The organism is Parazoarcus communis, from assembly GCF_003111665.1.
Lineage (GTDB): Bacteria > Pseudomonadota > Gammaproteobacteria > Burkholderiales > Rhodocyclaceae > Parazoarcus > Parazoarcus communis_B.
The window spans coordinates 4,652,561-4,677,078 of sequence record NZ_CP022188.1 but is presented as its reverse complement, the minus strand read 5'-3'; the positions used below and the strand labels follow the sequence as shown (position 1 = coordinate 4,677,078).

The window sequence follows — 24,518 nt, the reverse complement described above, 5'->3', positions numbered from 1 at the left end:
CCGCGATGCTTGCGGCGCTGCGGGGTCGATCAGGCCTTGCGACGCTTCGACAGACCAAGGCCGAGCAGGCCAAGACCGATGAGGGCCGCGGTGCCGGGTTCGGGCACGTTGTTGGTGTCGCGGTTTGCGCTGATGCGCAGGGCCTCGCTCCAGGTGGTGGAGAGCTGGAGGCCGTCGATCAGCAGCACGTCGCCGCTGTCGAGGTTGACCGAGCGGAAGCCGACGTAGCTGATCTGCGACAGGCCGGTGTTGCCGAGCATGATCGCGTCGGGCGTGCTCAAGTCTGCAAACATCGGGTCGAGCCACATCGAGAAGCTCGTGTAGTTGCCCGGTGCGGTGCGGGAGAGCAGGCCGACGATGTGATAGGTGATGTCGTTGGTGGTGCCGATGTTGCTGTTGGCTGCGAAAACGCCGCCTGTGCCGTTGGTGCGCACGAAGACGTCGTTGGTGCCGCTGCCGTCGGCCTTGATGCCCATGTTCGGACGGTTCGTGTGATCGCCCGTGCTGGCGGTATCGAGCCACAGCCCCAGGAAGTCATTCGCAGCCAGTACGCCGGCGTCGAGCTGGATGTAGAAATCCACGAAGAGCTTGTCGCCACTGAAGGCCGAGCTGAGCTGACGATAGGCGGCGTTATTGTTGTTGCCGGTCACCTGCAGGGCGTTGCTGCCGCCGAGGGAGGTGCCGGGGGTGACAACCTGCGTGACGCCGGTGTTGGCCGACCATGCTCCTGCCCAGCCGCTGCCACCGTTCTGGCCGGCGACTTCGCCCGTGGCGTAGTCGAAGTTGTCGCTGGCGACGATCGCTGCCAGGGAGAGGGGGGCAAAAGTGATCAGTGCGATGGCGGCAACAAGCTTTTTGACGGTCATGATTTGGTTTTTATCTCGCGAAGGCTGCTTGGTTTGGAAAAATGTCATTTATGACAAAAATAAAGCAATAAGCGTTCCTGGTGTTGAGTGTGAAAATTAAATCCATAATTAACAGATATTTGCGGTGCTGCAGGCGTAGATCACCGCATGGGGCGCATTCACCAGGCTTCTGTGTGTAAAAAAATCCGACACTTTCTGCTTGAGACGGGGCCGATGAGCCGCATTAGGTGCTTTTATCGAGAAATGTTCTGACAAAAATGTCTTAAGTGGCGATTTGTAGTTGCAGCTCTCTGAGCGATTGTTCAGATTATTGCTTTGGCATCTTGAGGGAGGTCTTTTACATCCCTAGAATGCCGCGATGCATGCAAATATCATTCATCATGGTGCCTTCAGAGGCGTAACTGGGTCGTGCCATCAGCTGTTCATTGACGATGCGCGCAGCCTGCTGATCGATTGCGGTCTGTTCCAGGGGGCGGAAACCGCGCCGGATGGCCAGGCCGGCGCGGGGCAGCCTGACATCCCGTTTGCGGTCGATGGTGTTCAGGCGCTGGTCGCCACCCATGTTCATATCGACCACGTTGGGCGTATTCCCTGGTTGCTGGCGGCAGGCTTCAAGGGGCCGATCCTGTGCAGCGAGCCCTCGGCGCGATTGCTGCCGGTGGTGCTGGCCGATGCGTTCGAGCTGGGTATTAGCCGTGACCGGCAACTTGTCGAGCGCTATCTCAAACTGGTGGAGTCCCGCATCCGGCCGCTGCCCTGGCGCACCTGGCACACGGTGTTCAGCAGTCCGCAGGCCAGTTGTCGCATCCGTCTGCAACGCGCGGGCCATATTCTGGGCTCGGCCTATGTCGAGTGCGAGATCCGGCGGGCGTACGAGACCCCTGTGCGGGTGCTGTTCTCGGGCGACCTCGGTGCGCCGCATGCGCCCTTGCTGCCGGCGCCGCAACCGGCCTATCGCGCAGACGTGGTTGTGCTGGAGAGCACCTACGGCGACCGCGTGCACGAAAGCCGGGCGACGCGACGCGATCGCCTGCAGGCGGTGGTGGAGCGGGCGCTGGGCAATGGCGGCACCGTCATCGTGCCGGCGTTCAGCATTGGGCGTACGCAGGAGTTGCTGTACGAGTTCGAGGACATTCTCCATCGCCAGCGCAAGAAGCCCGGCCCGCATGCGGCGGCGTGGGAAAAGCTGCCGATCTATCTCGATTCACCGCTCGCCGGGCGCTTCACCCAGCTCTATCGCGAGCTGCAACCCTTCTGGGACGCCGAGGCGCAAGCCCGTGTCCGCGCCGGCCGCAAGCCCCTGGCCTTTGATCAGCTGGTGGCGATCGACGAACACGATGCGCATCTGTCCAATGTGCGCAGGCTCGCGCGCAGTGGCGAGCCCGCGATCGTCATCGCCGCCAGTGGCATGTGCACCGGGGGGCGGGTGCTGAACTACCTCAAGGCCATGCTCCATGACCCGCGCCACGATGTGCTGTTCGTGGGCTATCAGGCAAAAGGCACGCCAGGCAGCGACATCCAGACCTACGGGCCGCGTGGCGGCTACGTCGATCTCGACGGCGAGCGCATCGACATCAGGGCCGCCATTCACACGCTGTCGGGCTATTCCGCCCACGCCGACCAGAACGACCTCGTCCGTTTCGTCACCCGCATGCGCCATCTGCCATCTGAAGTGCGCCTGATCCACGGCGACGACGAGGCCCGGCGGGCGCTGGGCAAGCGTTTGTGGAACGAGACCGATCGGCGGGTGATGGTGCTGAATGCGGAGTAACTTGTATTTGATGTGAAAAAGCCCATAATTTCACCGGGGCCAATGATGACGGACGGCGACGCCCACCAGGATGCGATCGCGGAACTGTGCGCAATCAATGCGCGCGGGGGGCGATTTTTCCAGAGCGGTGGGTGCGCTCATCAGGAAGCGCCATGAAGCACTTCGGGCTGGGCGGCTCGATTCGGCTTTCAGGCGCCACGATCTTCGTTCCGGAGAGCGCCTGTATGCGATCAGTCTTTGTGTCGGACGCTGTGGCGTTACCGCCGTGTTTGTGCTCAAGGGGCGGGCATTGGTACTGCTGAGTGTCGCCGCGTTTGATGACTTCATCGCCGAGGCGCTTTCGGCTGGCGCTTTGAACGCCGCGATCGCTCGTGCAGTCCAACGAACGTAGCCTTCAGGAGTTTTGCAATGAGCTTGCGTATGCTGGAAGACGAACTTCTTCGCGATCCTCTGGTTCAAGAGGGCTACGAAGGTGCGACTGCCGCCGAGAAGATGGGCCTTCTGTTGCGGGAGTTGCGCGAAACGGTCGGGCTGACGCAACGGGGCCTGGCGGCGAGTAGCGGTGTTCAACAGTCAGAGATCAGCCGTTACGAAGGTGGTCAGGCGCCGAGAGGCATCACGATTTCCCAGCTCGAGACCCTTGCACATGCGCAGGGTATGGAGGTTGTGATTGGCTTTGCTCGCAAGGCGACAGCCGTTGATGACAAGGCCGTTGTGATTGATGGTCGAACCTTGTTGCTGCACACAGTGCTCTGAATTTCAATGGCATTGCTTGCCGAATTGCTGGCGTTCATTGGCGGTGTGCTGCTCTTGCGCCCAGCATTTCGGCTAAACGGTCTGATGCGTGAGGCGGCAAGCCTGCGGGGCATACTTGAACATAGCCAAGCACGCATCGACCAAGAAACCATCCCCTTGGTTACGGAGCAGCTCGACGACTTGGGTACGAGCTGGAACCGCTGGGACGAACTGTGTCTGCGCGGAGGCGCAGTCATGTTTGTTTGTTCAGGTGCGATAAAGCTGGCGCTTTTGTAGTGCCGAAGCTTCCCGCAGCAGCCACAACTGAAATGCTTCGACCGCAGGCTGGTGCTGCATCGCTTCGTGCATGACCAGATAGTAGGTACTGGGCGAGGGCAGGGCGATGTTGAAGGGAATGACGAGCTTGCCTTCGGCGACGCGTGAATCGATCAGCGGGCGCGGCGCGAGCGCAATGCCGTGGCCAGCTTGGGCTGCCTCCAGTGCAAGTGCAGCGTTGGAAAAATGCGGCCCTCGGCGACTGTCGATGTTCGATGCGCCCGCGAGCCGAAGCCACTCTGCCCAACCCGACCTTGAATGCCTGTCGCGACCGTCTTCGCTCAGTGTGTCGTCGTGGATGAGCACTTGTCCAGCCAGGTTGGCCGGGGTTTGGAGTGCCGCAGCGCGTTGTAGCGCGGGCGTGCATACCGGCACATAGTCGGGCGTGAAGATCGGTACCACCGCATAGCCCGGATAGTGACCTTTGCCATAAAGAATGGCGACTTCCGTGCGCGCTGGATGGAGCTTGCCGAGCACGGCGGCTTCGCCCTTGTGGTCGACGGTGTCCGAGGTGCTCGACAGGCGCAGCTCGATGTCTGGATGGGCAACGTTGAAGCGCGGCAGGCGTGGCAGCAGCCAGTGGCTGGCGAACGAGGGCGGGGCGGTGACGGTGAGCGGGCCGGGTGTGACGCGCCGGGTATGGTCGACCGCGACGGCCAGGCGCTCGAAGGCGTCGCGCACACCCGGCAGCAGGGTGCTGCCATGCTCGGTAAGCTCCAGTGCCCGCACCCGACGGTGGAACAGCGGCACGCCCAGATAATCTTCCAGTGCTTTCATCTGCTGACTCACGGCCGCGGGCGTGACGCAGATCTCGTCTGCCGCCTTCTTGAAGCTCAGGTGGCGGGCGGCGGCTTCGAAGGTGCGCAGCAGGGCAAGACTGGGAAGCTCGTAGCTCATGGCTGCCTGATCATGGTTTGATGATTAAGTTTTGCTAATGCGTCGAATAATAAATGCTCGTTTGTGCGCACGCCAAGCGCTAACTAGACTGTGTCCCGCATGAATCAGCGTTGCCCTCCCGAAGCTGTCCCCTCCCTCGGACGCCTTGGGAAACCTTCGAGTGATCGAAGCACGCGCCATTGCCTCACCGCATGGCGCGTTTCTTTTGGCCCCTTCTGAAAGAGCAGACGATGAGCGAATCCCGTATCCAGTGTTCCGCCCTGCGCAGCAAGATCATGTCGGCCGAGGAGGCCGCACGCCTTATCCAAAACGGTGCCAACGTCGGCATGAGCGGCTTCACCGGATCGGGGTATCCCAAGGTGCTGCCTGCGGCGCTGGCCGAACGCATCACGACGGCCAACGCCCAGGGCGAGCGGTTCAGGGTCGGGGTATGGACAGGGGCGTCGACGGCGCCCGAGCTCGACGGCGCGCTCGCTGCGGTCGATGGCATTGAGATGCGTTTGCCCTATCAGTCCGACCCGGCGTGCCGCAAGCGCATCAACGCCGGCGAGATGGAGTACATCGACATCCATCTGTCGCACGTGGCGCAGTTCGTCTGGTCCGGCTTTCTCGGCAAGCTCGACGTCGCGGTGGTGGAAGTGGGCGGCATTCTCGAGGATGGTCGTTTGATTCCGTCGTCGTCGATCGGTAACAACAAGACCTGGCTGGATCAGGCCGACAAGGTGATTCTCGAGGTGAACTCGTGGCAGAACAGCCGCCTCGAGGGCATGCACGACATCTACTACGGCACCCAGCTGCCGCCCAACCGCAAGCCGATTCCGCTGGTCAAGGTGTCGGATCGCATCGGCGAGCCCTATCTGCGTTGCGACCCCAGCAAGATCGTGGCGATTGTCGAAACCCACAGCCCCGATCGCAACACCGCGTTTTCGCCGCCGGACGAGAATTCACGCCTGATCGCCGGGCACATCCTTGAGTTCTTCAAGCATGAGGTGAAGAAGGGGCGCCTGCCGGCCAACCTGCTGCCGCTGCAGTCGGGTGTGGGCAACATCGCCAACGCGGTGATGGCCGGCCTCAACGATGGCCCGTTCGAGAACCTGACCGCGTACACCGAGGTGCTGCAGGACGGCATGCTGGAGATGCTCAAGTCGGGCAAGCTGACCTGTGCGTCGGCGACCGCGTTCTCGCTCAGCAGCGACGCGCTCGGTGAGCTCAACGCCAATCTCGATTTCTACCACGACCGCATCATCCTGAGAGCGCAGGAGATCAGCAACCACCCCGAGGTGATCCGCCGCCTGGGCGTGATTGCAATGAACGGCATGATCGAGGCCGACATCTACGGCAACGTCAATTCGACCCATGTGATGGGCTCGCAGATCATGAACGGCATCGGCGGCTCGGGCGACTTTGCGCGCAACGGCTACCTGTCGATCTTCATGACGCCGTCGCAGGCCAAGGGCGGTGCGATCTCCTGCATCGTGCCGATGGTGTCGCACGTGGATCACACCGAGCACGACGTGCAGGTGCTGGTCACCGAGCAGGGCCTGGCCGATCTGCGCGGGCTGTCGCCGCGTCAGCGCGCGAAGGCCGTGATCGAGAACTGCGCGCACCCCAACTTCAAGCCGGCGCTGCGCGACTATTACAATCGCGCGCTGGATCAGTCGCCGGGCAAGCACACGCCGCATCTGCTGGAAGAGGTCTACAACTGGCATCTGAGCGCGCTGCGCGGCGAGCCAATGTAAGTTTCCCGTTCCGCTGACGTGTTCTACCCATGAAGGGCGCCGGTGCAAGCCGGTGCCCTTCATTCGTCTGCAGGCCGGTTGGCGAAAGCTCGCCGGGATCGCCGGCGTGTGACGTGGGATAATCACGCACTGACTTCTTTGAGCAAGGGTGTGTCGTGATTCTGGTTACCGGCGGTGCGGGCTTTATTGGCGGCAATTTCGTTCTCGACTGGATTGCCGAAACCGGCGAGCCGGTGGTGAACCTCGACAAGCTCACCTATGCCGGCAATCTGGAGACCCTGAAGTCGCTCGACGGCGACACGCGTCACGTCTTCGTGCAGGGCGATATCTGCGATCGCGAACTGGTCGATCGTCTGCTGGCAGAGCACCGGCCGCGCGCGATCGTGCACTTTGCGGCCGAGAGTCACGTGGATCGCTCGATCCACGGCCCGGGCGAGTTCATGCGCACCAACGTCGAAGGCACCTTCACTCTGCTTGAGGCCGCGCGCGCCTACTGGGGCGCGCTCGAAGGCGAGGCCAAGGCGGCGTTCCGCTTTCATCACGTGAGCACCGACGAGGTGTATGGCTCGCTCGCCGCGCACGAGGCGCCCTTTGCCGAGACCCATGCGTACGAGCCCAACAGCCCGTACTCGGCGAGCAAGGCAGCGTCCGATCACCTGGTGCGGGCATGGTTTCACACCTACGGCCTGCCGGTGGTGACGACCAATTGCTCGAACAACTATGGTCCTTACCATTTCCCCGAAAAACTGATCCCGCTGATGATCGTCAATGCCCTCGCGGGCAAGCCGCTGCCGATCTACGGTGACGGACAGAACGTGCGCGACTGGCTGTACGTGAAGGATCACTGCAGCGCGATTCGTGCCGTGCTTCAACATGGCCGCCTCGGCGAGACCTACAACATCGGGGGCTGGAACGAGAAGCCCAACCTCGACATCGTGCATACCGTGTGCGCGCTGCTAGACGAGTTGAAGCCGGACGCGGCCGGCAGCTACAGCCGCCTGATTACCTATGTGACCGACCGCCCCGGGCATGACCGCCGCTATGCAATCGATGCGCGCAAGGTCGAGCGCGAGCTGGGCTGGCGCCCGGCGGAAACATTCGAGACCGGCATTCGCAAGACGGTCGAGTGGTACCTGGCCAATCCCGAGTGGGTGGCCAATGTGCAGAGCGGCGCCTACCGCGAGTGGGTGTCGGCAAATTACGCGGGCCGCGATGCGAAGGATTCGCACGCATGAAGATTCTGCTGCTGGGCAAGGATGGCCAGGTGGGCTGGGAGCTGCAGCGTGCGCTGGCGCCGCTGGGCGAGTTGGTGGTGCTCGGGCGACAGGGCAGGGATGGTTTGAGCGGCGATCTGTCGGACCCGGCTGCACTGCGGGCGACGGTGGACGCGGTTGCGCCCGATGTGATCGTGAATGCCGCCGCGCATACCGCGGTGGACAAGGCCGAGAGCGAGGCCGAACTGGCGCAGCGTATCAATGCCGATGCGCCCGGTGTGCTGGCCCAGGCGGCCGCGAGCCGGGGGGCGGTGCTGGTGCACTATTCCACCGATTATGTGTTCGACGGCAGCGGCAGCAAGCCATGGCAGGAAGACGATGTCACCGGCCCGCTGTCGGTGTATGGCCGCAGCAAGCTCGATGGTGAAGAGGCCATTCGCGCCAGCGGCTGCACGCACCTGATTTTCCGCACATCGTGGGTGTATGCGGCCCGTGGAGGCAACTTCGCCAGGACAATGCTGCGCCTGGCGGCTGAGCGCGAGCGCCTGACCGTGATTGCGGATCAGATCGGTGCGCCGACGGGGGCCGAGCTGATCGCGGACGTCAGCGCCCACGCCGTGCGCAGCCTGCGCGCACGCCCTGAGCTGTCGGGCACCTACCACCTGGCAGCCGCCGGCGAAACCAGCTGGCATGGCTATGCGGAATTCGTGATCGAGGCTGCGCGTGCGCGCGGTGTGGCGCTGAAGGTGGGCGAGATCGCGCCGATTCCCACCACCGACTACCCCACGCCGGCCACGCGGCCGCTGAACTCGCGCCTCGATACCACCAGGCTGTGCGCAGCCTTTGATCTGACGCTGCCGGCATGGCAGCGCGGGGTGGCGCGGATGCTGGACGAAACGCTGTAGCGTTCACCGGCAGGCCCTGCGCCTGCCGCTTGATGAATGGCGCGACGGTGAAATCACCGGACGCGCCCTTGAAAGGCTGTGAAATCATGAGCGAACAACGCAAAGGCATCATTCTGGCGGGCGGCTCCGGCACCCGTCTGCATCCGGCCACGCTGGCCGTTTCCAAGCAGTTGTTGCCGGTGTACGACAAGCCGATGATCTATTACCCGCTGTCGACGCTGCTGCTGGCGGGCATTCGCGACATCCTGATCATCTCCACGCCGCAGGACACGCCGCGCTTTCAGCACCTGCTGGGCGACGGCAGCCAGTGGGGCATCAGCCTGAGCTACGCGGTGCAGCCCAGCCCGGACGGGTTGGCGCAGGCTTTCATCATCGGCGAGCAGTTCCTGGCCGGTGGTCCCTCGGCCCTGGTGCTGGGCGACAACCTGTTCTACGGACATGAGTTCGCCAGGGATCTGCGCGGTGCAGGTGGGCGCAGTGATGGGGCGACGGTGTTCGCCTACCCGGTGCACGACCCCGAGCGCTACGGCGTGGTGGAGTTCAATGCAGACGGACGCGCGGTCAGCCTCGAAGAGAAGCCCGTCAAACCCAAGAGCCGCTATGCGGTGACCGGGCTCTATTTCTACGACGAGCGCGTGGTGGGTATCGCGAAGTCGCTGGCGCCCAGCCCGCGTGGCGAACTCGAGATCACCGACGTGAACAAGCAGTATCTTGAGTGGGGTGCGCTCGACGTGCAGGTGATGGGCCGTGGGCACGCCTGGCTGGACACCGGCACGCATGAGAGCCTGCTCGAAGCGGGGCTGTTCATCCAGACCATCGAGAAGCGGCAGGGGCTGAAGATTGCCTGCCCGGAAGAGATCGCCTGGCGTGCGGGCTGGATCAACGACGAACAACTGCAGACGCTGGCTGTGCCGCTGGCAAAGAATGGCTATGGGCAGTACCTGAAGCGACTGCTCGAAGAAAGGGTGTTTTGATGAAAGTAACGCAGACTGCGATTCCGGAAGTACTGGTCCTGGAGCCAAAGGTGTTCGGCGACAGCCGCGGGTTTTTTCTGGAAAGCTTCAATGCCCGCACGTTTCGTGAAGTGACCGGGCTGGATGTCGATTTCGTGCAGGACAACCATTCGCGCTCCGGGCGTGGGGTGCTGCGCGGACTGCATTACCAGTTGCAGCAGCCGCAGGGCAAGCTGGTACGGGTGGTGCGGGGCGCCGTCTATGACGTGGCCGTGGATGTGCGCCGCAACTCGCCCACCTTCGGCAAGTGGGTCGGTGCCGAGCTGTCGGAAGACAACAACTGCCAGTTCTGGGTGCCGCCGGGATTCGCCCACGGGTTCGTGGTGCTGAGCGAATCGGCCGATTTCCTGTACAAGACCACCGACTACTACGCGCCCCAGCATGAGCGCTGCATCATGTGGAACGACCCCGCGATCGGGATCGACTGGCATTTCGACGGCGAGCCCTTGCTGTCGGCCAAGGACAAGGAAGGCAAGCCGCTGGCCGCCGCCGAGGTGTTCGACTGAACGCAAGTCCCCGGGGGTTGAGTCGCTGACATGCCTGGTGCCGTTCGCCCCCGCTGTGGTCGCAGACAATGCTGCCCAGAGCGGGGGCGAACGTACTTAGTGCCTTGGCAGAACACCCCGTGCTTCGAGGGTCGTGATCACCAGATCGGCTGCCGCTTCGATCGACAGGCTTGTGGTGTCGATGCGGATGTCCGGTGACTCGGGGGCCTCGTAAGGCGAGTCGATGCCGGTGAAGTTCTTCAGTTCCCCCCGGCGCGCCTTCCCGTAGAGCCCCTTCACATCACGCTGCTCGGCAACTGCCAGCGGTGTATCGACGAAGACTTCGATGAACTCGTCTTCCGCGACCAGGTCGCGGGCCATGCGGCGCTCGGCGCGGAATGGCGAGATGAAGGCGGTCAGCACGATCAGGCCGGCGTCGGCCATCAGCCGTGCAACTTCGCCCACGCGCCGGATATTTTCGACGCGGTCGGCGTCGGTGAAGCCGAGATCCTTGTTCAGGCCCTGGCGCACATTGTCGCCGTCGAGCAGATAGGTGTGGCAGCCCATGGCGTGCAGCTTCTTCTCCAGCCTGTTCGCGATCGACGACTTGCCCGCGCCCGACAGCCCGGTGAACCAGAGCACGCAGCTCTTCTGCCCCTTGATGGCCGAGCGGGCGTGCTTGTCGACGTCCACATGCTGGGCGTGGAGGTTGTGGGCGCGACGCAGCGCGAAGTTGAGCAGGCCCGCGCCCACCGTGTTGTTGCTGAGCCGGTCGATGAGGATGAAGCCGCCGGTGTCGCGGTTGTCGGCGTAGCGGTCGAAGGCGATCTGGCGATCGAGGCTGAGATTGCATTCGCCGATGGCGTTGAGCTCCAGCTTCTTCGCCGCGATGTGCTCAAGCGTGTTGACGTTGATCTGGTGCTTGATCGACGTGATGGTGGCGGTGACGGTGCGTGTGCCGATCTTGAGCAGGTAGGGGCGGCCGGGAAGCAGCGCTTCCTCGTGCATCCAGACGATGGTGCATTCGAACTGGTCGGCGATCTCGGCCGGCGCGGCGGCTTCGGACATCACGTCGCCACGCGAGACATCGATTTCGTCGGTCAGCGTCAGGGTGACCGACTGTCCCGACACCGCGCGCGCGAGATCGCCATCCATGGTGACGATGCGGGCAACCGTGCTCTCCTTGCCCGATGGCTGCACGCGGATGCGCGCGCCCGGCGCGATCGTGCCGCTGGCAATGGTGCCGGCAAAGCCGCGGAAGTCGAGGTCGGGGCGGTTCACCCACTGTACCGGCATGCGGAAGGGGGTGCGCTGCAGGCGGGTGTCGTCGACTTCGACGGTTTCCAGGTAGCCCATCAGCGTCGTCCCGTGGTACCAGGGCATGGCGTCGCTGGGGAGGATGATGTTGTCGCCCCTGAAGGCCGACATCGGGATGAAGGTCATCCCTTCGATGCCGATCCGGCCGGCGAAGGCGCGGTAGTCCTCGACGATCCTGTCATAGGTCTTCTCGTCGTAGGCAACCAGGTCCATCTTGTTGATGGCGACCACCACATGACGGATGCCGAGCAGGGTGACGAGGTAGCTGTGGCGCCGGGTCTGGGTGAGGATGCCCTTGCGTGCATCGACCATGAGAATGGCGACGTCGGCAGTGGATGCGCCGGTGACCATGTTACGGGTGTATTGCTCATGGCCGGGCGTGTCGGCAACGATGAACTTGCGCTTGTCGGTGGAGAAGAAGCGGTAGGCGACGTCGATGGTGATGCCTTGCTCGCGTTCGGCCGCCAGACCATCGACCAGCAGCGCAAAGTCAATGTTGTCGCCCTGGGTGCCGAATTTCTTCGAATCGGCTTCGACGGCGGCCAGCTGGTCTTCGAACAGCATTTTGGATTCGTACAGCAGGCGCCCGATCAGGGTGCTCTTGCCGTCATCCACGCTGCCGCAGGTGATGAAACGCAGCAGGCTCTTGTGTTCGTGGTGCTTGAGATATTGCTCGATGTCGCTGGCGATGAGATCGGAGACGTGTGCCATCAGAAGTAGCCCTCCTGCTTTTTCTTTTCCATGGACGCCGCCGAGTCGTGGTCGATGACGCGTCCCTGACGTTCGGACGTGCGCGTGAGCAGCATCTCCTGAATGATCGCAGGCAGGGTGTCGGCCTCGGACTCCACCGCGCCGGTCAGCGGATAGCACCCCAGGGTGCGGAAGCGGACGCTCTTCATCATCGGAACTTCACCGGGCCTGAGCGGCAGGCGCTCGTCGTCGACCATGATCAGCGCGCCATCGCGTTCCACCACCGGCCGCACGGCGGAATAGTAGAGCGGCACGATGGGGATGGCCTCGAGGTGGATGTACTGCCAGATGTCGAGCTCGGTCCAGTTCGAGATCGGGAATACGCGGATCGACTCGCCCTTGTGTTTGCGGGTGTTGTAGAGCTTCCACAGTTCGGGGCGCTGGTTCTTCGGGTCCCACCGGTGCTGGGCGGAGCGGAAGGAGAATACGCGCTCCTTGGCGCGCGACTTCTCTTCGTCGCGGCGTGCGCCACCGAAGGCTGCGTCGAAGCCGTACTTGTCGAGCGCCTGCTTCAGGCCCTCGGTTTTCATGATGTCGGTGTGGATGGCCGAGCCGTGGGTGAAGGGGTTGATGTCCTTCTCGATGCCTTCCGGGTTGATGTGGACGAGCAGGTCCATCCCGCTCTCCTGTGCCATGCGGTCGCGAAAACCGTACATCTCGCGAAACTTCCAGCGCGTATCCACATGCAGGAGCGGAAACGGCGGCGGCGCGGGAAAGAAGGCCTTGCGTGCCAGGTGCAGCATCACCGCACTGTCCTTGCCGATGGAGTAGAGCATCACCGGATTGTCGGCCTCGGCAACCACTTCGCGCATGATGTGGATGCTCTCGGCTTCGAGCCGCTGCAGATGGGTGAGAGTGTCTGCATGGGTCATGGTGGCGCACCTGCCTGTCGGGAATGAATCGGGAAACCGGTCATGCTGCCGCGCTGGGAGGCGGAGCCGGATGCATTATGTGGCACTCGGCGCCGGTTTGTCCGGCGAGTGCGCTGCGGGCCGCTGCACCTTGCTGGTCAGTAGTGGGTACTTCTTCATGGCAATGTAATGCTGCATTGCAGTATGATTGCTCGCACAAGGATATTGCATTGTGCAGCTGATGCTGCCTGAATCATTCCGAACGTTTTCTAGGTGTCCGAATATGGCGATCAAGACGGTAATTCTTTCTGGCGGTTCCGGCACACGGCTGTGGCCTGCGTCGCGTGAGTCCTATCCCAAGCAGCTGCTGCCGCTGACCAGCGATCACTCGCTGCTACAGGAAACCGTGGTGCGGCTCAATGGCTACGCGGGCGGCGAGGTGGATGCACAGCCGCTGGTGGTGAGTAACGAGGAGTACCGTTTCATCATCGCCGAGCAGATGCGCCAGGTGGGCGTGCGCTCGGCGCAGATCGTGCTCGAGCCGGTGGGCCGCAACACGGCGCCGGCGCTGTCGCTGGCGGCGCTTGCCGCGACGGCCGAGGGCAAGGACCCGGTGCTGCTGGTGATGCCGGCCGATCATGTGATCGTCGATGTGCCCGCGTTCCAGAAAGCCATTGCCGAAGGGGCGGCGCAGGCCGAGGCCGGCCGCCTGGTGACCTTTGGCATCGTGCCCGATCGCGCCGAAACCGGTTACGGCTATATCCGCGTCGGCCCGCTGGCGGGTGACACCGACACCGCCCGCGTGCTGGCCGAGTTCGTCGAAAAGCCGGATGCCGACACCGCCACCCGCTACGTCGAGAGCGGCGAGTACTTCTGGAACAGCGGCATCTTCATGATGAAGGGCTCGGTGTGGCTGAAGGCAATGGCGCATTTCCGCCCCGATATCAGTGCAGCCTGCGATGCAGCGTTTGCAGGACGTTCGGTGGATGCCGACTTCCTGCGCGTGGACAAGGCCGCGTTTGCCGCCTGCCCGTCCGATTCGATCGACTACGCCGTGATGGAAAAGCTGGGCACTGCGCCCGAGCTTGGTCAGGGCGTGGTGGTGCCGCTGTCGGCCGGGTGGTCGGACGTGGGCGCGTGGGACGCGCTGTGGGCGGTGTCGGAGAAGGATGGCGATGGCAACAGCGGGCGTGGCGAAGTGATGTTCGAATCCAGCCGCAATACGCTCGTCCATGCGACGCACCGCATGGTGGCGGCGGTGGGCTGCGACGACATGGTGGTGGTGGAAACCGCCGACGCGGTGATGGTGGCGCACAAGAGCCGCACCCAGGACGTGAAGAAGGTCGTTGAGCGGCTCAAGGCCGAGGGCAAGAGCCTGACGCGCAGCCACCGCAAGGTGTATCGCCCGTGGGGCTGGTACGACTCGATCGACTTCGGCGAGCGCTTTCAGGTGAAGCGCATCGTGGTGAATCCGGGCGCGACGCTGAGCCTGCAGATGCACCATCACCGCGCCGAGCACTGGATCGTGGTGAAGGGCACGGCGGAGGTGACCAACGGCGAACGTACCTTCCTGCTGGGCGAGAACGAATCCACCTACATCCCGCTGGGCCACACTCACCGCCTGGCGAATCCCGGCAAGGTACCGCTGGAGATCATCGAGGTGCAGTCGGGCAGCTACCTGGGCGAGGACGATATCGTGCGCTTCGAGGATACCTACGGCCGCGTCGCAGGCTGATTTTCGGGGGCTTCGCGGGCGCTCAGGCGGCGCGTCGGAGGCAGGCAACGCGCACTCGCAGCAGGCCGGAATATGCAATCGGCGGTGTTTTTGGCACCGCCGATTTTTTTTGTGAAGTTTTGCGCAGATCTGCCGATAAACTCTTCAAGGCATGTGTCCTGATCACGTCGGGCGGTGCTTTCGAGACAGGGAGAGCGCAGTGAAAAAGAAGATCGAACCGAACAGCCAGGAAGTGGTGCTGGGTTCGGGGGAAATGATCGTGAGCAAGACCGATCTGACCGGCCGTATTACCTATGCCAACCGCACCTTCATGCGGATATCGAATTTCGCCGAGCGCGATCTGCTCGGCGTTCAGCACAACATCGTGCGCCATCCCGACATGCCGCGCGGGGTGTACCGCTTCATGTGGGAAACGCTCAAGAGTGGACAGGAGTTCTTCGGACTGGTGAAGAACATGACCGCGGACGGGGCCTATTACTGGGTGTTTGCCAACGTGACGCCCGACCTCGATGCGAGCGGCCGCACGACGGGCTATTTCTCGGTGCGACGTCCGCCCCCGGCCGATGCCGTGAGGGCAGTGGTGCCGCTGTACGAGGCGATGCTGCGTGCCGAGCGCGAGGCGGGTGCCGCCAATGCGCCGGATGCGTCAATGGCGCTGCTGCACAAGACGGTCGCGGATCTGAACACGACGTATGACAAGTTCGTGCTCGGGCTGTACAAAGGCTGAGCGCAGAGGGGACGGCAACATGGAACATGGTAATCCGCGGCCAGGTGTGAGCAAGCGCGCACCCTTTCTCGATCGGCAATTCTTCATTTACTGCGTGGTGTTCGTTGGTCTGATTGCGGCGATGGCGGGCTGGCAGCTGTGGCTGCATGGACTCGATGGTCCGGTGATCGTGATACCGGTGTTGGCGATCGCGTTCAGTTTCTATGCGTGGCGGCATTTCCAGCGTCCGCTGGAGACGCTGCACCACATGCAGAAAGTCATTCTGGCCTGTCGCGACGGCGATCTTCACCAGCGCATCACGCATACATCCGGTCTGGGCGAGGTCGGTCAGGTGGCGTGGGAGCTCAACGAGTTTCTCGATCTGGTCGAGACCTATTTCAAGGAAATCACCACCTGCTTCCGCATGGTGGGCGAGGGGCAATATTACCGTCGGGCGCTGGTGTATGGCCTGCCCGGCGAGTTCAAGTCTTCGCTCGAGCATATCAACGCGGCGATCCAGGGCATGGAAGAGAATGCCGCCTTCGTCGCGCAGCACCGGCTCGGGGCGCAGCTGCATGCTCTCAATACGGTCAACCTGTTGCGCAACCTGAAGGGCAATCAGTCCGACCTGATCAAGGTGTCGACCGAAATGGACGGCGTAATGGGCATTGCCGAGGAGAACCGGCAGGGCGCAACCCGCAGTCACGAGGAAGTGAGCCGGATCGGTGCTGCGCTGGAAGGGATCAACGAGCGCATGCAGGCCATGACGGCTGCGGCCGGCGAACTGGGTGAGGCGAGCGTGACGATCCGTCGGGCGGTGAGCATCATCTCCGAGATTACCGACCAGACCAACCTGCTGGCGCTCAATGCCGCGATCGAGGCCGCGCGCGCGGGCGAAGTGGGACGCGGTTTCGCGGTGGTGGCCGACGAGGTGCGCAAGCTGGCCGAACGCACAAAGGCGGCAACGACCGAGATCAGCCACATTACCGAGGGCTTTCGCAACCGGGTGGAGGCGATGGTCGAGCAGACCGCCGAGGTTGGCGAGCAGAGTGCATTGGTCAGCGGCAACGTGTCGACCTTCCGCGAGCGTTTCGCCGCGGTGGCGACATCGGCCGAGAAGACCATTTATCACCTCGACCGCGCCAAGGACTTCTCGTTTGCCTCGCTGGTCAAGATGGATCACATCATCTACATGCAGAATGCCTACGTGTCGATGGAGGCGAAGGGCGAGGGTGAAGAGGCCGATGCGATTCGGGTCGATCACCACCAGTGCCGTCTCGGCAAGTGGTACTACGACGGTTCGGGGAAGGCATTGTTCGGTGCGACACGCGCGTTTGCCGACCTGGAGAAGCCGCATGCGCGGGTCCACAACTCGGTGCACGCCGCGCTCAAGGGCATCCAGTCCGACATGGTCAACGCCGACGAAGCCCGCGAAGCCATCGTGGGTGCGATGGAGAGCGCCGAGGCTGGCAGCCACGACGTGATCCACCTGATCAGCCGGATGGTGGAAGAGAAGCACCGTGTCTGAATGCGGGTGCAGCACACGTGAAGACAGGCGCTCATGGCGCCTGTTTTTTTATGCGTGGTCGCTATCGGGGCGGCCGGTGTGGCCGGATCACGGGCCTATGTCGTGCCGGCCTCGAAAGCGCATTCGCCGAGGACGTGGGTTGCGGCCACGCAGCGGTCGTCACCGAGCATCATCAGCACGAACAGGCGTTCGGACAGGCTCGTTGTCGCGGCCATGCGACGGGCAAAGAGCGGTGTGGCGGCGGGGTCGATGACCACGAAATCGGCCTCCTTGCCGGGCGCGAAATTGCCGATCCGGTCGTCGAGATAGAGGCTGCGGGCGCCGCCCAGGGTGGCGAGGTAGAAGGCGCGCTCGGCTGACAGGCGCTGTCCGTTCAGCTGCAGCACCTTGTAGGCCTCGTTGAGTGTCTGCAGCATCGAGAAGCTGGTGCCGCCGCCGACGTCGGTGCCGATACCAACGCGCACGCCGAGGGCGTGGGCGCGATCGAGATCGAACAGGCCGGAACCCAGGAACAGGTTCGAGGTGGGGCAGAAGCTCATCGCCGAGCCGGTGCTCGCCATGCGCTCACGGTCGGTTTCATCGAGCCAGATGCAGTGTGCGTATACGCTGCGCTCGCCGAGATGGCCGTAGCGTTCGTACACATCGAGATAGCTGCGTGCTTCGGGATAGAGCTCGGCGACCCAGGCCACCTCGCCCCGGTTCTCGGCCACATGCGACTGCAGATAGACGCCGGGGTGCTCGGCAAAGAGGCGTCCCGCAAGCGCCATCTGTTCGCGGGTCGAGGTCGGCGCGAAACGCGGCGTGACGGCGTACAGCAGGCGGTCGCAGCCGTGCCATTTCTCGATCAGCGCCTTCGAGTCGGCGTAGCCGGTGTCGGCCGTGTCAGCGAGATAGTCCGGGCAGTTGCGGTCCATCAGCACCTTGCCGGCGATCATGCGCATGCTGCGCTGGCGGGCGGCTTCGAACAGGGCATCGACGGACGCGGGATGCACGGTGGCAAAGGCCAGCGCGGTGGTCGTGCCGTTCCTGAGCAGCTCGTCGCAGAAGAAGTCCGCCACCTCGCCGGCGTGCTCCGGATCGGAGAAGCGGGCCTCGGTGGGGAAGGTGTATTTTTCCAGCCACGCCAGCAGTTGTTCGCCATAGCTGGCGATGATGTCGGTCTGGGCGTAATGGATGTGGGTGTCGACGAAGCCGGGCAGGATGAGTTTGCCGCGGTAGTCGGTAATGCGCGCATCGGCGGGCAGCTTTGCCAGCATGGCCTCGGCCGGCCCGCATTCGCTGATGAGCCCGTCGACGATGAGCATCACCCCATCGGGCAGGTGAACGAGCGCAGCGTCGCCGGCATCGGCCGGATCTGCGGTGAAGTGGATCAGTTCGCCGCGAACGGCGTGCACACGGCGGGTATCGGTCATATTGCGCGGGAGGAGATAGAGATAACGCGGACCTGCGGATGCGCAGTCGGGGCGCAACAGGCCTGCACATACGCAGGCCCGGCGCCGACCGGTTACAGGAGCGGTGGGCTTCTGTAAGCGGAGAGAAGGCTTACTTTGCGTTCGGCAGGCGCGAAGCCACGCCTTCGACGAAGAAGTCCATCTTGCCCAGCGCGACGTCGTCCATGACTGCGCCCTTGGCGAGGCGTTCCTTGCCGGACTGGTCAACGATCGGGCCGGTGAAGGGGTGGAGGGTGCCGGCCTTGAGCTTGCCTTCGATGCCCGTGACCATGGTCTTTACGTCGGCGGGAATGGCCGGGTTGAGCGGTGCGAGGCTGACCATGCCTTCCTTGTAGCCGCCCCAGATGCTTTCGGGCTTCCAGGTACCCTCAGCGACGGCCTTGGCCGTCCTGGTGTAGAACTCACCCCAGTGGTGCGTGGTGGCGGTGAGCTGGGCTTTGGGGCCGTACTTCGACATGTCGGAGTGGTAGCCGAAGGCGTAGACGCCTTTTTCCTCGGCAGACTGCACGACGGCGGTGGAGTCGGTGTGGTGGGTCAGCATGTCTGCGCCCTGGCTGATCAGGGTCATGGCCGCTTCGCGCTCCTTGCCCGGGTCGTACCACGCGTTGGTCCAGATCACCCGCACTTCGGCCTTGGGGTTGACGCTCTTCGCGCCAAGGGTGAAGGCGTTGATGCCTTGCAGGACCTCGGGGATGGGGAAGGCGGCGACGTAGCCGAGCACATTGGTCTTGCTCATCTTGCCGGCGATGACGCCGGTCACGTAGCGGCCTTCGTAGAAGCGGGCGTTGTAGTTGCCGAAGTTCTTGCCCATCTTGTAGCCGGTGGCGTGCATGAACGCCACATTGGGAAACTGCTTGGCCACGCGCTCGACGTAGTTCATGTAGCCGAAGCTGGTGGCGAACACCACCTTGTTGCCACTGGCGGCAAACTCGCGGATCACGCGTTCGGCGTCGGCGCCTTCAGCGACGTTCTCGACGTACTTGGTTTGCACCTTGGTGCCCAGGGCCTTTTCCATTTCCTTGCGGCCTTCGTCGTGCTGGAAGGTCCAGCCCGCATCGCCGATCGGACTGACGTAGACGAAGCCGATCTTGGTGGGCTCCTCTGCAAGTGCGCCGAGAGGCAGGGTGGCGGCAACGGCGAGTGCAGCGGCCGAAAGCATGAAGTGGCGGCGTTGGGTCATGCAGATTCTCCTTGCGGTCATTGGCAGACAGTACTGGCCTGAATCATAGCGCGTGCTGCGTGCTCAGTTTCCAGAGAAAAGCTGATTGAGCTTATTGACAGCGCCGATATAGTCCTCGCGCTCGTCGATGCGCTGCTGCAGGAAGGCTTCGAGGCTGGGGTAGGCCTTGACTGCGAGGTCGAGCATCGGATCGCCCCCAGCCTGGTAGGCGCCGACGGCAATCAGGTCGCGCGAGCGCTGATAGCGCGAGAACAACTGTTTGAAACGACGCACTTTCTCGAAGTGTTCGTCGCCAACGATGCTGTGCATGGCGCGCGAGATGGATTGTTCGACGTCGATCGCAGGGTAGTGGCCCTGATCGGCCAGTGCGCGTGTGAGCACGATGTGGCCGTCCAGAATTGCGCGTGCCGAGTCGGCGATCGGGTCCTGCTGGTCGTCGCCCTCGGCCAGCACGGTGTAGAAGGCCGTGATCGAACCGCCGCCGTCGGGGCCGTTACCGGCGCGTTCGACCAGCGCCGGCAGGCGGGCGAAGACGGATGGCGGATAGCCGCGGGTGACCGGAGGTTCGCCGATGGCCAGCGCGATCTCGCGCTGGGCCATGGCGTAGCGGGTGAGCGAGTCCATGACCAGCAGCACCTGCTTGCCCTGATCACGAAAATACTCCGCGATGGTGGTGGCGTAGGCCGCGCCCTGCAGCCGCATCAGGGGGCTGGTGTCGGCGGGGGCGGCGACCACCACCGAGCGCTCGAGACCGACTGCCCCGAGGCTGTGCTCGATGAACTCCTTCACCTCGCGACCACGCTCGCCGATGAGACCGACCACGATCACGTCGGCTTCGGTATAGCGCGCCATCATGCCGATCAGCACGGATTTGCCGACGCCGGAGCCGGCGAACAGGCCCAGACGCTGGCCGCGGCCGATGGTGAGCAGGCTGTTGATGCCGCGAATGCCGACGTCGAGCGGGGCGCGAATCGGCGCGCGGTTGAGCGGGTTGATCGGGCGCCCCTGCAGCGAGCGTGTCTCGGATGTCTGCAAGGGGCCGAGCGCGTCGAGGGGACGTCCTGCGCCATCGACCACGCGCCCGAGCAGGGCGTCGCCCACGGGCAGGTGCTTGGCACGGTCGGAGGCGCGGCGGCGCGGGCCGAGCGGTTTGCCGGCGACGAGTCGCGGCTGGCTGGTTTCCATCGGCAGGACCTGGGCGCCGGGGGCAAGGCCGAACACGTCGTCGGTCGGCATCATGAACAGGCGGTCGCCGTTGAAGCCGACGACTTCGGCTTCGACATAGCCGCCGCCGGGCACCATCACCTTGCAGCCAGAGCCGAGCGGCAAGCGCAGCCCGGCCGCCTCCATCACCAGACCGTTGATGCGTGTGAGGCGCCCGGCGCTCTGGAAGGGGGTGACGCCCTCGACCAGCTGCTGGCCGTCCTGCAGAAACGTGCGCCAGGTTTCGCCGTGGCGCTTCATTCTTCCTCCGGCGGCGTCCATTCGGCCTCGTCCTTGCCCAGGCTCTCGAGCACGCGACGCCAGCGGGTTTCCATGGTGGCATCGATCTGTGCGCCCGAGGCCTCGACCCGGCAGCCGCCGCGGGCAATGTCTTCATCCTCGACGAGGCGGTGGCCGCCATGGCTGAGCTGTTCGCCGAGGTGCTCGCGGGCAAGCGCGAGGTCTTCCGGGTTGAGCCGGATCTGGGCGTGGGACTGGGGGAGTTGCTGGAGCGCGGCGCGGATGGTTTCGATGACGCTTTCGGGCTGGGTGGCGAGGGTGTGCTGGAGCACCTGGCGGGCAATCTCGATGGCGAGCGCGAGCAGTTCGTCGGCGACTTCCTCGTCGATCTTGCCCATGGCGGTGTCGAGCTCGTCGGCGAGACCGGCCAGGCGTTCGGCTTCGGCCTCGGCCTGGGCCTTGCCTTCGGCGTAGCCCGCGTCATAGCCGTCCTTTTCGCCGGCGGCGCGGCCTTCGGTGAAGCCTTCGGTGTGTCCGGAGGTGCGCGCCTCTTCATGCATGCGCTCGATGTCGTCGGCGGTGGGGAGCTGGAAGCCTTCGGGCAGACTGGTGTCGAGCGCGGGCTCGGGCTCGGGCGCTGCAACGGGTTCCGGCGCCGGCTGCGCGTTCTCGGGCGGTGCCGGTTTGGCGGCATCCTTGGCGTCGGCATCGAACGCGGTCGGCTCCCAGCGACGGTAGGCGCCTACCGCCTGATGGCGCGAAATGCTCATGGTCGCGGGCTCGCTTTCGCTGCGTTAAACGAAACCATCGTCGCCGCCCTTGCTTGCCATCATGACCTGGCCTTCCTCTGCCAGGCGACGGACGATCTTGAGGATTTCCTTCTGCTCGGCCTCGACCTCGGACAGGCGCACCGGGCCCTTGGCTTCGAGGTCTTCGCGCATCATGTCGGCCGCGCGGCTCGACATGTTCTTGAAGATCTTCTCGCGCAGTTCGGGCGCCGCGCCCTTGAGCGCGATGATGAGGGAGTCGGACTGCACTTCGCGCAGCACGGTCTGGATGCCGCGGTCGTCGATGTCGAGCAGGTTCTCGAACACGAACATCTCGTCGAGAATCTTCTGTGCCAGATCCGGGTCGTAGTCGCGCACGTTGTCGATGACGGCGGTTTCCGCGCCGGAGCCGACGAAGTTGAGGATCTCCGCCGCATGGCGAACCCCGCCCATTGCCGCCTTCTTGGAGGTGGATGCGCCGGCCAGCATGCGGCTGAGGGCCTCGTTGAGCTCCTTGAGTGCGGTCGGTTGCACGCCGTCGAGGGTGGCGATGCGCAGCATCACGTCGTTGCGCAGGCGGTCGGTAAAGTGCTTGACGATCTCGCCCGCCTGGTCGAATTCGAGGTGGACCAGGATGGTGGCGATGATCTGCGGGTGTTCGTTCTTGATCAGGTCGGCTGCGGTGGCCGCATCCATCCACTTCAGGCTTTCGATGCCGGCGGTGTCCGAGCCCTGCAGCACGCGCGAGATGATGTGGGCGGCGCGCTCGTCGCCGAGTGCCTTGGTCAGCATCTCGCGGATCTGCGCTTCGTCGCCGTGGATCGGCGAGCCCTTGCCGAAGTGGGTGTCGAGCTCCTCCAGGATGGGGGCGACCTTGCTGCGCTCCTGCGCGGGCATGGTGGCCATCTTCATGCCCAGCTTCTGCACTTCGCGCGGGCCGAGATGCTTCAGGACCTCGGAGGCCTCGTTCGGGCCCAGGGTGAGCAGCAGCAGGGCGGCTTTTTCGGTTCCTTCTTCGGGTGTGGTCACTTGCGACCCTCCTCATTGACGCCCATCCATTCCTTGATGAGGTTGGCCACCATCTTCGGATCGGAGCGTGCCATTTCGCGCGCACGAGCGAGGCGGGCTTCGTAGCTGTCGCCGGTGGCCGCGCCGGAAAGGCTGACCGTGGCGTCCTCTTCGCCTTCCTCGCCCTCGATGCCTTCTGCCTCTTCCTCCTCCTCCTCGCTCTTCTTCGGCGCGACGGTGCGCATCAGCGGGCGCACGACGGCGAAGTAGGCAAAGAGGATGGCGGCGAGCACGACCAGGTACTTCAGGCCTTCCTTGCCGAGATCGAGCATCTCGGGGTCTTTCCACAGCGGCAGTTCGGGCTCGGCGGTGTCGGTGATCGCGAACGGGCTGCTCGCAACGTTGAGCGTGTCGCCGCGTCCTTCGTTGTAGCCCATGGCTTCGCGGACCAGGTTGGTGATGCGGGCGATCTCCTCGTCGGTCGGCGGCACCACCTGCGGGTCACCGTTGGGCAGCGTGGTGTTGCGATGGTTCACCACCACCGCGACCGACAGGCGCTTGATCTGGCCGAGCGACTGCTTGACGTGCTGCACCGTGCGGTCGAGCTCGTAGTTGAGCACGGCGCTGCGGTTGCTGGTGCCGGGCTGCGTGCCGTTGGCGTTGGTCTGGCCAGCGACCGCAGGCGTGGTGATTGGCGCGGTGGCCGGGGCGGGCGGCTGGTTGGTGAGCGCGCCGGGCACGCCCTGTGCGCCGGCGTCGCGCGAGAGCTGCTCGCTGGTCTGCTGGCTGCGGATGGCCTGGTCGGGCGAGGGATTGGGCTTGTAGGTCTCCGCGGTCTGCTCGACCTGGTTGAAATCGACGTCAGCGGTGACCTGGGCGCGGAAGTTGCCCTTGCCCACGAGCGGCTCGACAATGGTTTCGATGCGGCGGATGAAGCTGGCTTCGACTTCGCGCACATACTCCAGCTGCGTCGGGTCGAGCCCGGCCTGGCGCAGAGGGTCGGACTTCATGGTGAGCAGTTCGCCGTTCTGGTTGACGATGCTCACGCCGGATTCGCTCATGCGCGGCACGCTGGACGACACCAGGTGCACGATGCCGGCGATCTGGGTGGCGTCTAGCACGCGCCCGGCGCGCAGTTTGACCATCACCGAGGCTGTGGGCTTCTGGTCGTCGCGCAGGAAGGCGGTCTGCTTGGGCATGGCCAGATGCACCCGTGCGCTCATGACCGAGGCAATCGACTGCACGGTGCGCGAGAGCTCGCCTTCGAGCGCGCGCTGATAGTTGATCTGTTCGTTGAACTGCGACACGCCGAGCTTCTGCGTATCCATCAGCTCGAAACCCACCATGCCGCCCTTGGGCAGGCCTTCGGCGGCAAGGCGGAGACGCACGTCGTGCACCTGATCCTGGGAAACCAGGATGGAGCGGCCGTCGCTCGACATGCGATAGGGCACGTTCTGCTGCTGCAGGGCGGCGATGATCTGGCCGCCGTCGCGCTCTTCCAGATTGGAGAACAGGACGCCGTAGTCCGGGCCGCGGTTCCACATCAGCACGCCGACCACGAGTGCAATGGCGAGCCCGAGCGCCACGGCTGCCGCCAGCTTCTGCTGCTGCGTCAGGGCGTTGATGTTCTGCAAGGTCTGCTGCAAGCGCGCGTTCATGGCGCTGGCAGGCGTCGCGGCAATCGTATCTGCTGTAGCCATTTTGGAATTCCCGGTGCTGCCCTTTATGGATGGCAGCATTGTCTGCCCGCGCGGGCAAGGCTCTTCGATGAATAAGCGGCATTTTTTGCCGCCTGTTTGCCGGTTACCATACGCTTGTCAG

General features: G+C 63.9%; 21 protein-coding genes and 1 pseudogene. 12 read left to right on the top strand and 10 right to left on the bottom strand.

Going from position 1 to position 24,518, the window contains the following annotated elements:
• Positions 1–29: 29 nt before the first annotated feature.
• Positions 30–866: a PEP-CTERM sorting domain-containing protein gene (locus tag CEW87_RS21275; RefSeq protein ID WP_108976240.1), complete on the bottom strand. Its 837-nt coding sequence runs from the start codon at positions 864–866 to the stop codon at positions 30–32.
• Between the two features lie 358 nt (positions 867–1,224).
• On the opposite strand from CEW87_RS21275, the gene CEW87_RS21270 reads away from it, so the two are divergent.
• The 3 genes from CEW87_RS21270 (at position 1,225) to CEW87_RS22525 (ending at position 3,669) form a co-directional block, all read left to right on the top strand.
• On the top strand, positions 1,225–2,637 hold the full coding sequence (locus CEW87_RS21270; RefSeq protein ID WP_108976238.1) for an MBL fold metallo-hydrolase RNA specificity domain-containing protein: 1,413 nt from the start codon (positions 1,225–1,227) through the stop codon (positions 2,635–2,637).
• A gap of 408 nt (positions 2,638–3,045) precedes the next feature.
• Positions 3,046–3,393: a helix-turn-helix domain-containing protein gene (locus tag CEW87_RS21260; protein ID WP_108976234.1), complete on the top strand. Its 348-nt coding sequence runs from the start codon at positions 3,046–3,048 to the stop codon at positions 3,391–3,393.
• A gap of 6 nt (positions 3,394–3,399) precedes the next feature.
• A complete protein-coding gene (locus tag CEW87_RS22525; protein ID WP_159098227.1) occupies positions 3,400–3,669 on the top strand; it encodes a hypothetical protein in 270 nt (89 codons plus the stop codon).
• On the opposite strand, the gene gcvA is transcribed toward CEW87_RS22525, so the two are convergent.
• Positions 3,640–4,605: a transcriptional regulator GcvA gene (gene gcvA / locus CEW87_RS21255; protein ID WP_108976232.1), complete on the bottom strand. Its 966-nt coding sequence runs from the start codon at positions 4,603–4,605 to the stop codon at positions 3,640–3,642. The genes CEW87_RS22525 and gcvA overlap by 30 nt on opposite strands.
• Before the next feature lie 230 nt (positions 4,606–4,835).
• Between gcvA and CEW87_RS21250 the strand changes: the two genes are divergently transcribed.
• From CEW87_RS21250 to rfbC, 5 genes are all read left to right on the top strand, one after another.
• The gene (locus tag CEW87_RS21250; RefSeq protein ID WP_108977452.1) at positions 4,836–6,344 is read left to right on the top strand and encodes an acetyl-CoA hydrolase/transferase family protein; all 1,509 of its coding nucleotides are present in this window, start codon (positions 4,836–4,838) and stop codon (positions 6,342–6,344) included.
• A 155-nt stretch (positions 6,345–6,499) separates the two neighbouring features.
• Positions 6,500–7,579 (top strand): dTDP-glucose 4,6-dehydratase, encoded by a 1,080-nt coding sequence (rfbB, locus tag CEW87_RS21245; protein WP_108976230.1) that lies wholly within the window; start codon positions 6,500–6,502, stop codon positions 7,577–7,579.
• Positions 7,576–8,463, top strand: coding sequence for a dTDP-4-dehydrorhamnose reductase (rfbD, locus tag CEW87_RS21240; protein ID WP_108976228.1), 888 nt, complete (start codon positions 7,576–7,578; stop codon positions 8,461–8,463). The genes rfbB and rfbD overlap by 4 nt, the downstream gene beginning before the upstream one ends.
• Before the next feature lie 86 nt (positions 8,464–8,549).
• Entirely contained in the window at positions 8,550–9,437 is an 888-nt protein-coding gene (rfbA, locus tag CEW87_RS21235) for a glucose-1-phosphate thymidylyltransferase RfbA (protein WP_108976226.1), read from the top strand.
• On the top strand, positions 9,437–9,982 hold the full coding sequence (rfbC, locus tag CEW87_RS21230; RefSeq protein ID WP_108948960.1) for a dTDP-4-dehydrorhamnose 3,5-epimerase: 546 nt from the start codon (positions 9,437–9,439) through the stop codon (positions 9,980–9,982). The genes rfbA and rfbC overlap by 1 nt, the downstream gene beginning before the upstream one ends.
• A gap of 96 nt (positions 9,983–10,078) precedes the next feature.
• On the opposite strand, the gene cysN is transcribed toward rfbC, so the two are convergent.
• Positions 10,079–11,989 (bottom strand): sulfate adenylyltransferase subunit CysN, encoded by a 1,911-nt coding sequence (cysN, locus tag CEW87_RS21225; RefSeq protein ID WP_108976224.1) that lies wholly within the window; start codon positions 11,987–11,989, stop codon positions 10,079–10,081.
• Complete coding sequence (gene cysD, locus CEW87_RS21220; RefSeq protein WP_108948958.1) at positions 11,989–12,900, bottom strand: sulfate adenylyltransferase subunit CysD; 912 nt, start codon at positions 12,898–12,900, stop codon at positions 11,989–11,991. Before cysD ends, cysN begins: the two co-directional genes overlap by 1 nt.
• 262 nt (positions 12,901–13,162) lie before the next feature.
• On the opposite strand from cysD, the gene CEW87_RS21215 reads away from it, so the two are divergent.
• The 4 genes and pseudogenes from CEW87_RS21215 (at position 13,163) to CEW87_RS23080 (ending at position 16,848) form a co-directional block, all read left to right on the top strand.
• Positions 13,163–14,614 carry a mannose-1-phosphate guanylyltransferase/mannose-6-phosphate isomerase gene (locus CEW87_RS21215; protein ID WP_108976222.1) on the top strand — a complete coding sequence of 484 codons (1,452 nt, stop codon included), beginning with the start codon at positions 13,163–13,165 and terminating at the stop codon, positions 14,612–14,614.
• Positions 14,615–14,813: 199 nt separating this feature from the next.
• Positions 14,814–15,341, top strand: coding sequence for a PAS domain-containing protein (locus CEW87_RS21210; RefSeq protein ID WP_234421606.1), 528 nt, complete (start codon positions 14,814–14,816; stop codon positions 15,339–15,341).
• Positions 15,307–16,380 (top strand): annotated as a pseudogene (locus CEW87_RS22955) (methyl-accepting chemotaxis protein); the annotation flags it as partial. The gene CEW87_RS21210 and the pseudogene CEW87_RS22955, both read left to right, overlap by 35 nt.
• A 114-nt stretch (positions 16,381–16,494) precedes the next feature.
• Entirely contained in the window at positions 16,495–16,848 is a 354-nt protein-coding gene (locus CEW87_RS23080) for a CZB domain-containing protein (protein ID WP_420094148.1), read from the top strand.
• Between the two features lie 95 nt (positions 16,849–16,943).
• On the opposite strand, the gene guaD is transcribed toward CEW87_RS23080, so the two are convergent.
• The 6 genes from guaD to fliF all read right to left on the bottom strand — a co-directional run bounded on the left by guaD (position 16,944) and on the right by fliF (position 24,397).
• Positions 16,944–18,260: a guanine deaminase gene (gene guaD / locus CEW87_RS21200; RefSeq protein ID WP_108976216.1), complete on the bottom strand. Its 1,317-nt coding sequence runs from the start codon at positions 18,258–18,260 to the stop codon at positions 16,944–16,946.
• Positions 18,261–18,390: 130 nt separating this feature from the next.
• Positions 18,391–19,479, bottom strand: coding sequence for a BMP family ABC transporter substrate-binding protein (locus CEW87_RS21195; protein ID WP_108976214.1), 1,089 nt, complete (start codon positions 19,477–19,479; stop codon positions 18,391–18,393).
• 63 nt (positions 19,480–19,542) lie between these two features.
• The gene (gene fliI / locus CEW87_RS21190) at positions 19,543–20,943 is read right to left on the bottom strand and encodes a flagellar protein export ATPase FliI (RefSeq protein WP_108976212.1); all 1,401 of its coding nucleotides are present in this window, start codon (positions 20,941–20,943) and stop codon (positions 19,543–19,545) included.
• Positions 20,940–21,692, bottom strand: a complete 753-nt coding sequence (locus CEW87_RS21185) for a flagellar assembly protein FliH (protein WP_108976210.1) — start codon at positions 21,690–21,692, stop codon at positions 20,940–20,942. Before CEW87_RS21185 ends, fliI begins: the two co-directional genes overlap by 4 nt.
• Before the next feature lie 24 nt (positions 21,693–21,716).
• Positions 21,717–22,718, bottom strand: coding sequence for a flagellar motor switch protein FliG (fliG, locus tag CEW87_RS21180; protein ID WP_108976209.1), 1,002 nt, complete (start codon positions 22,716–22,718; stop codon positions 21,717–21,719).
• A complete protein-coding gene (gene fliF / locus CEW87_RS21175; protein ID WP_108976207.1) occupies positions 22,715–24,397 on the bottom strand; it encodes a flagellar basal-body MS-ring/collar protein FliF in 1,683 nt (560 codons plus the stop codon). The genes fliG and fliF overlap by 4 nt, the downstream gene beginning before the upstream one ends.
• Positions 24,398–24,518: the final 121 nt, after the last annotated feature.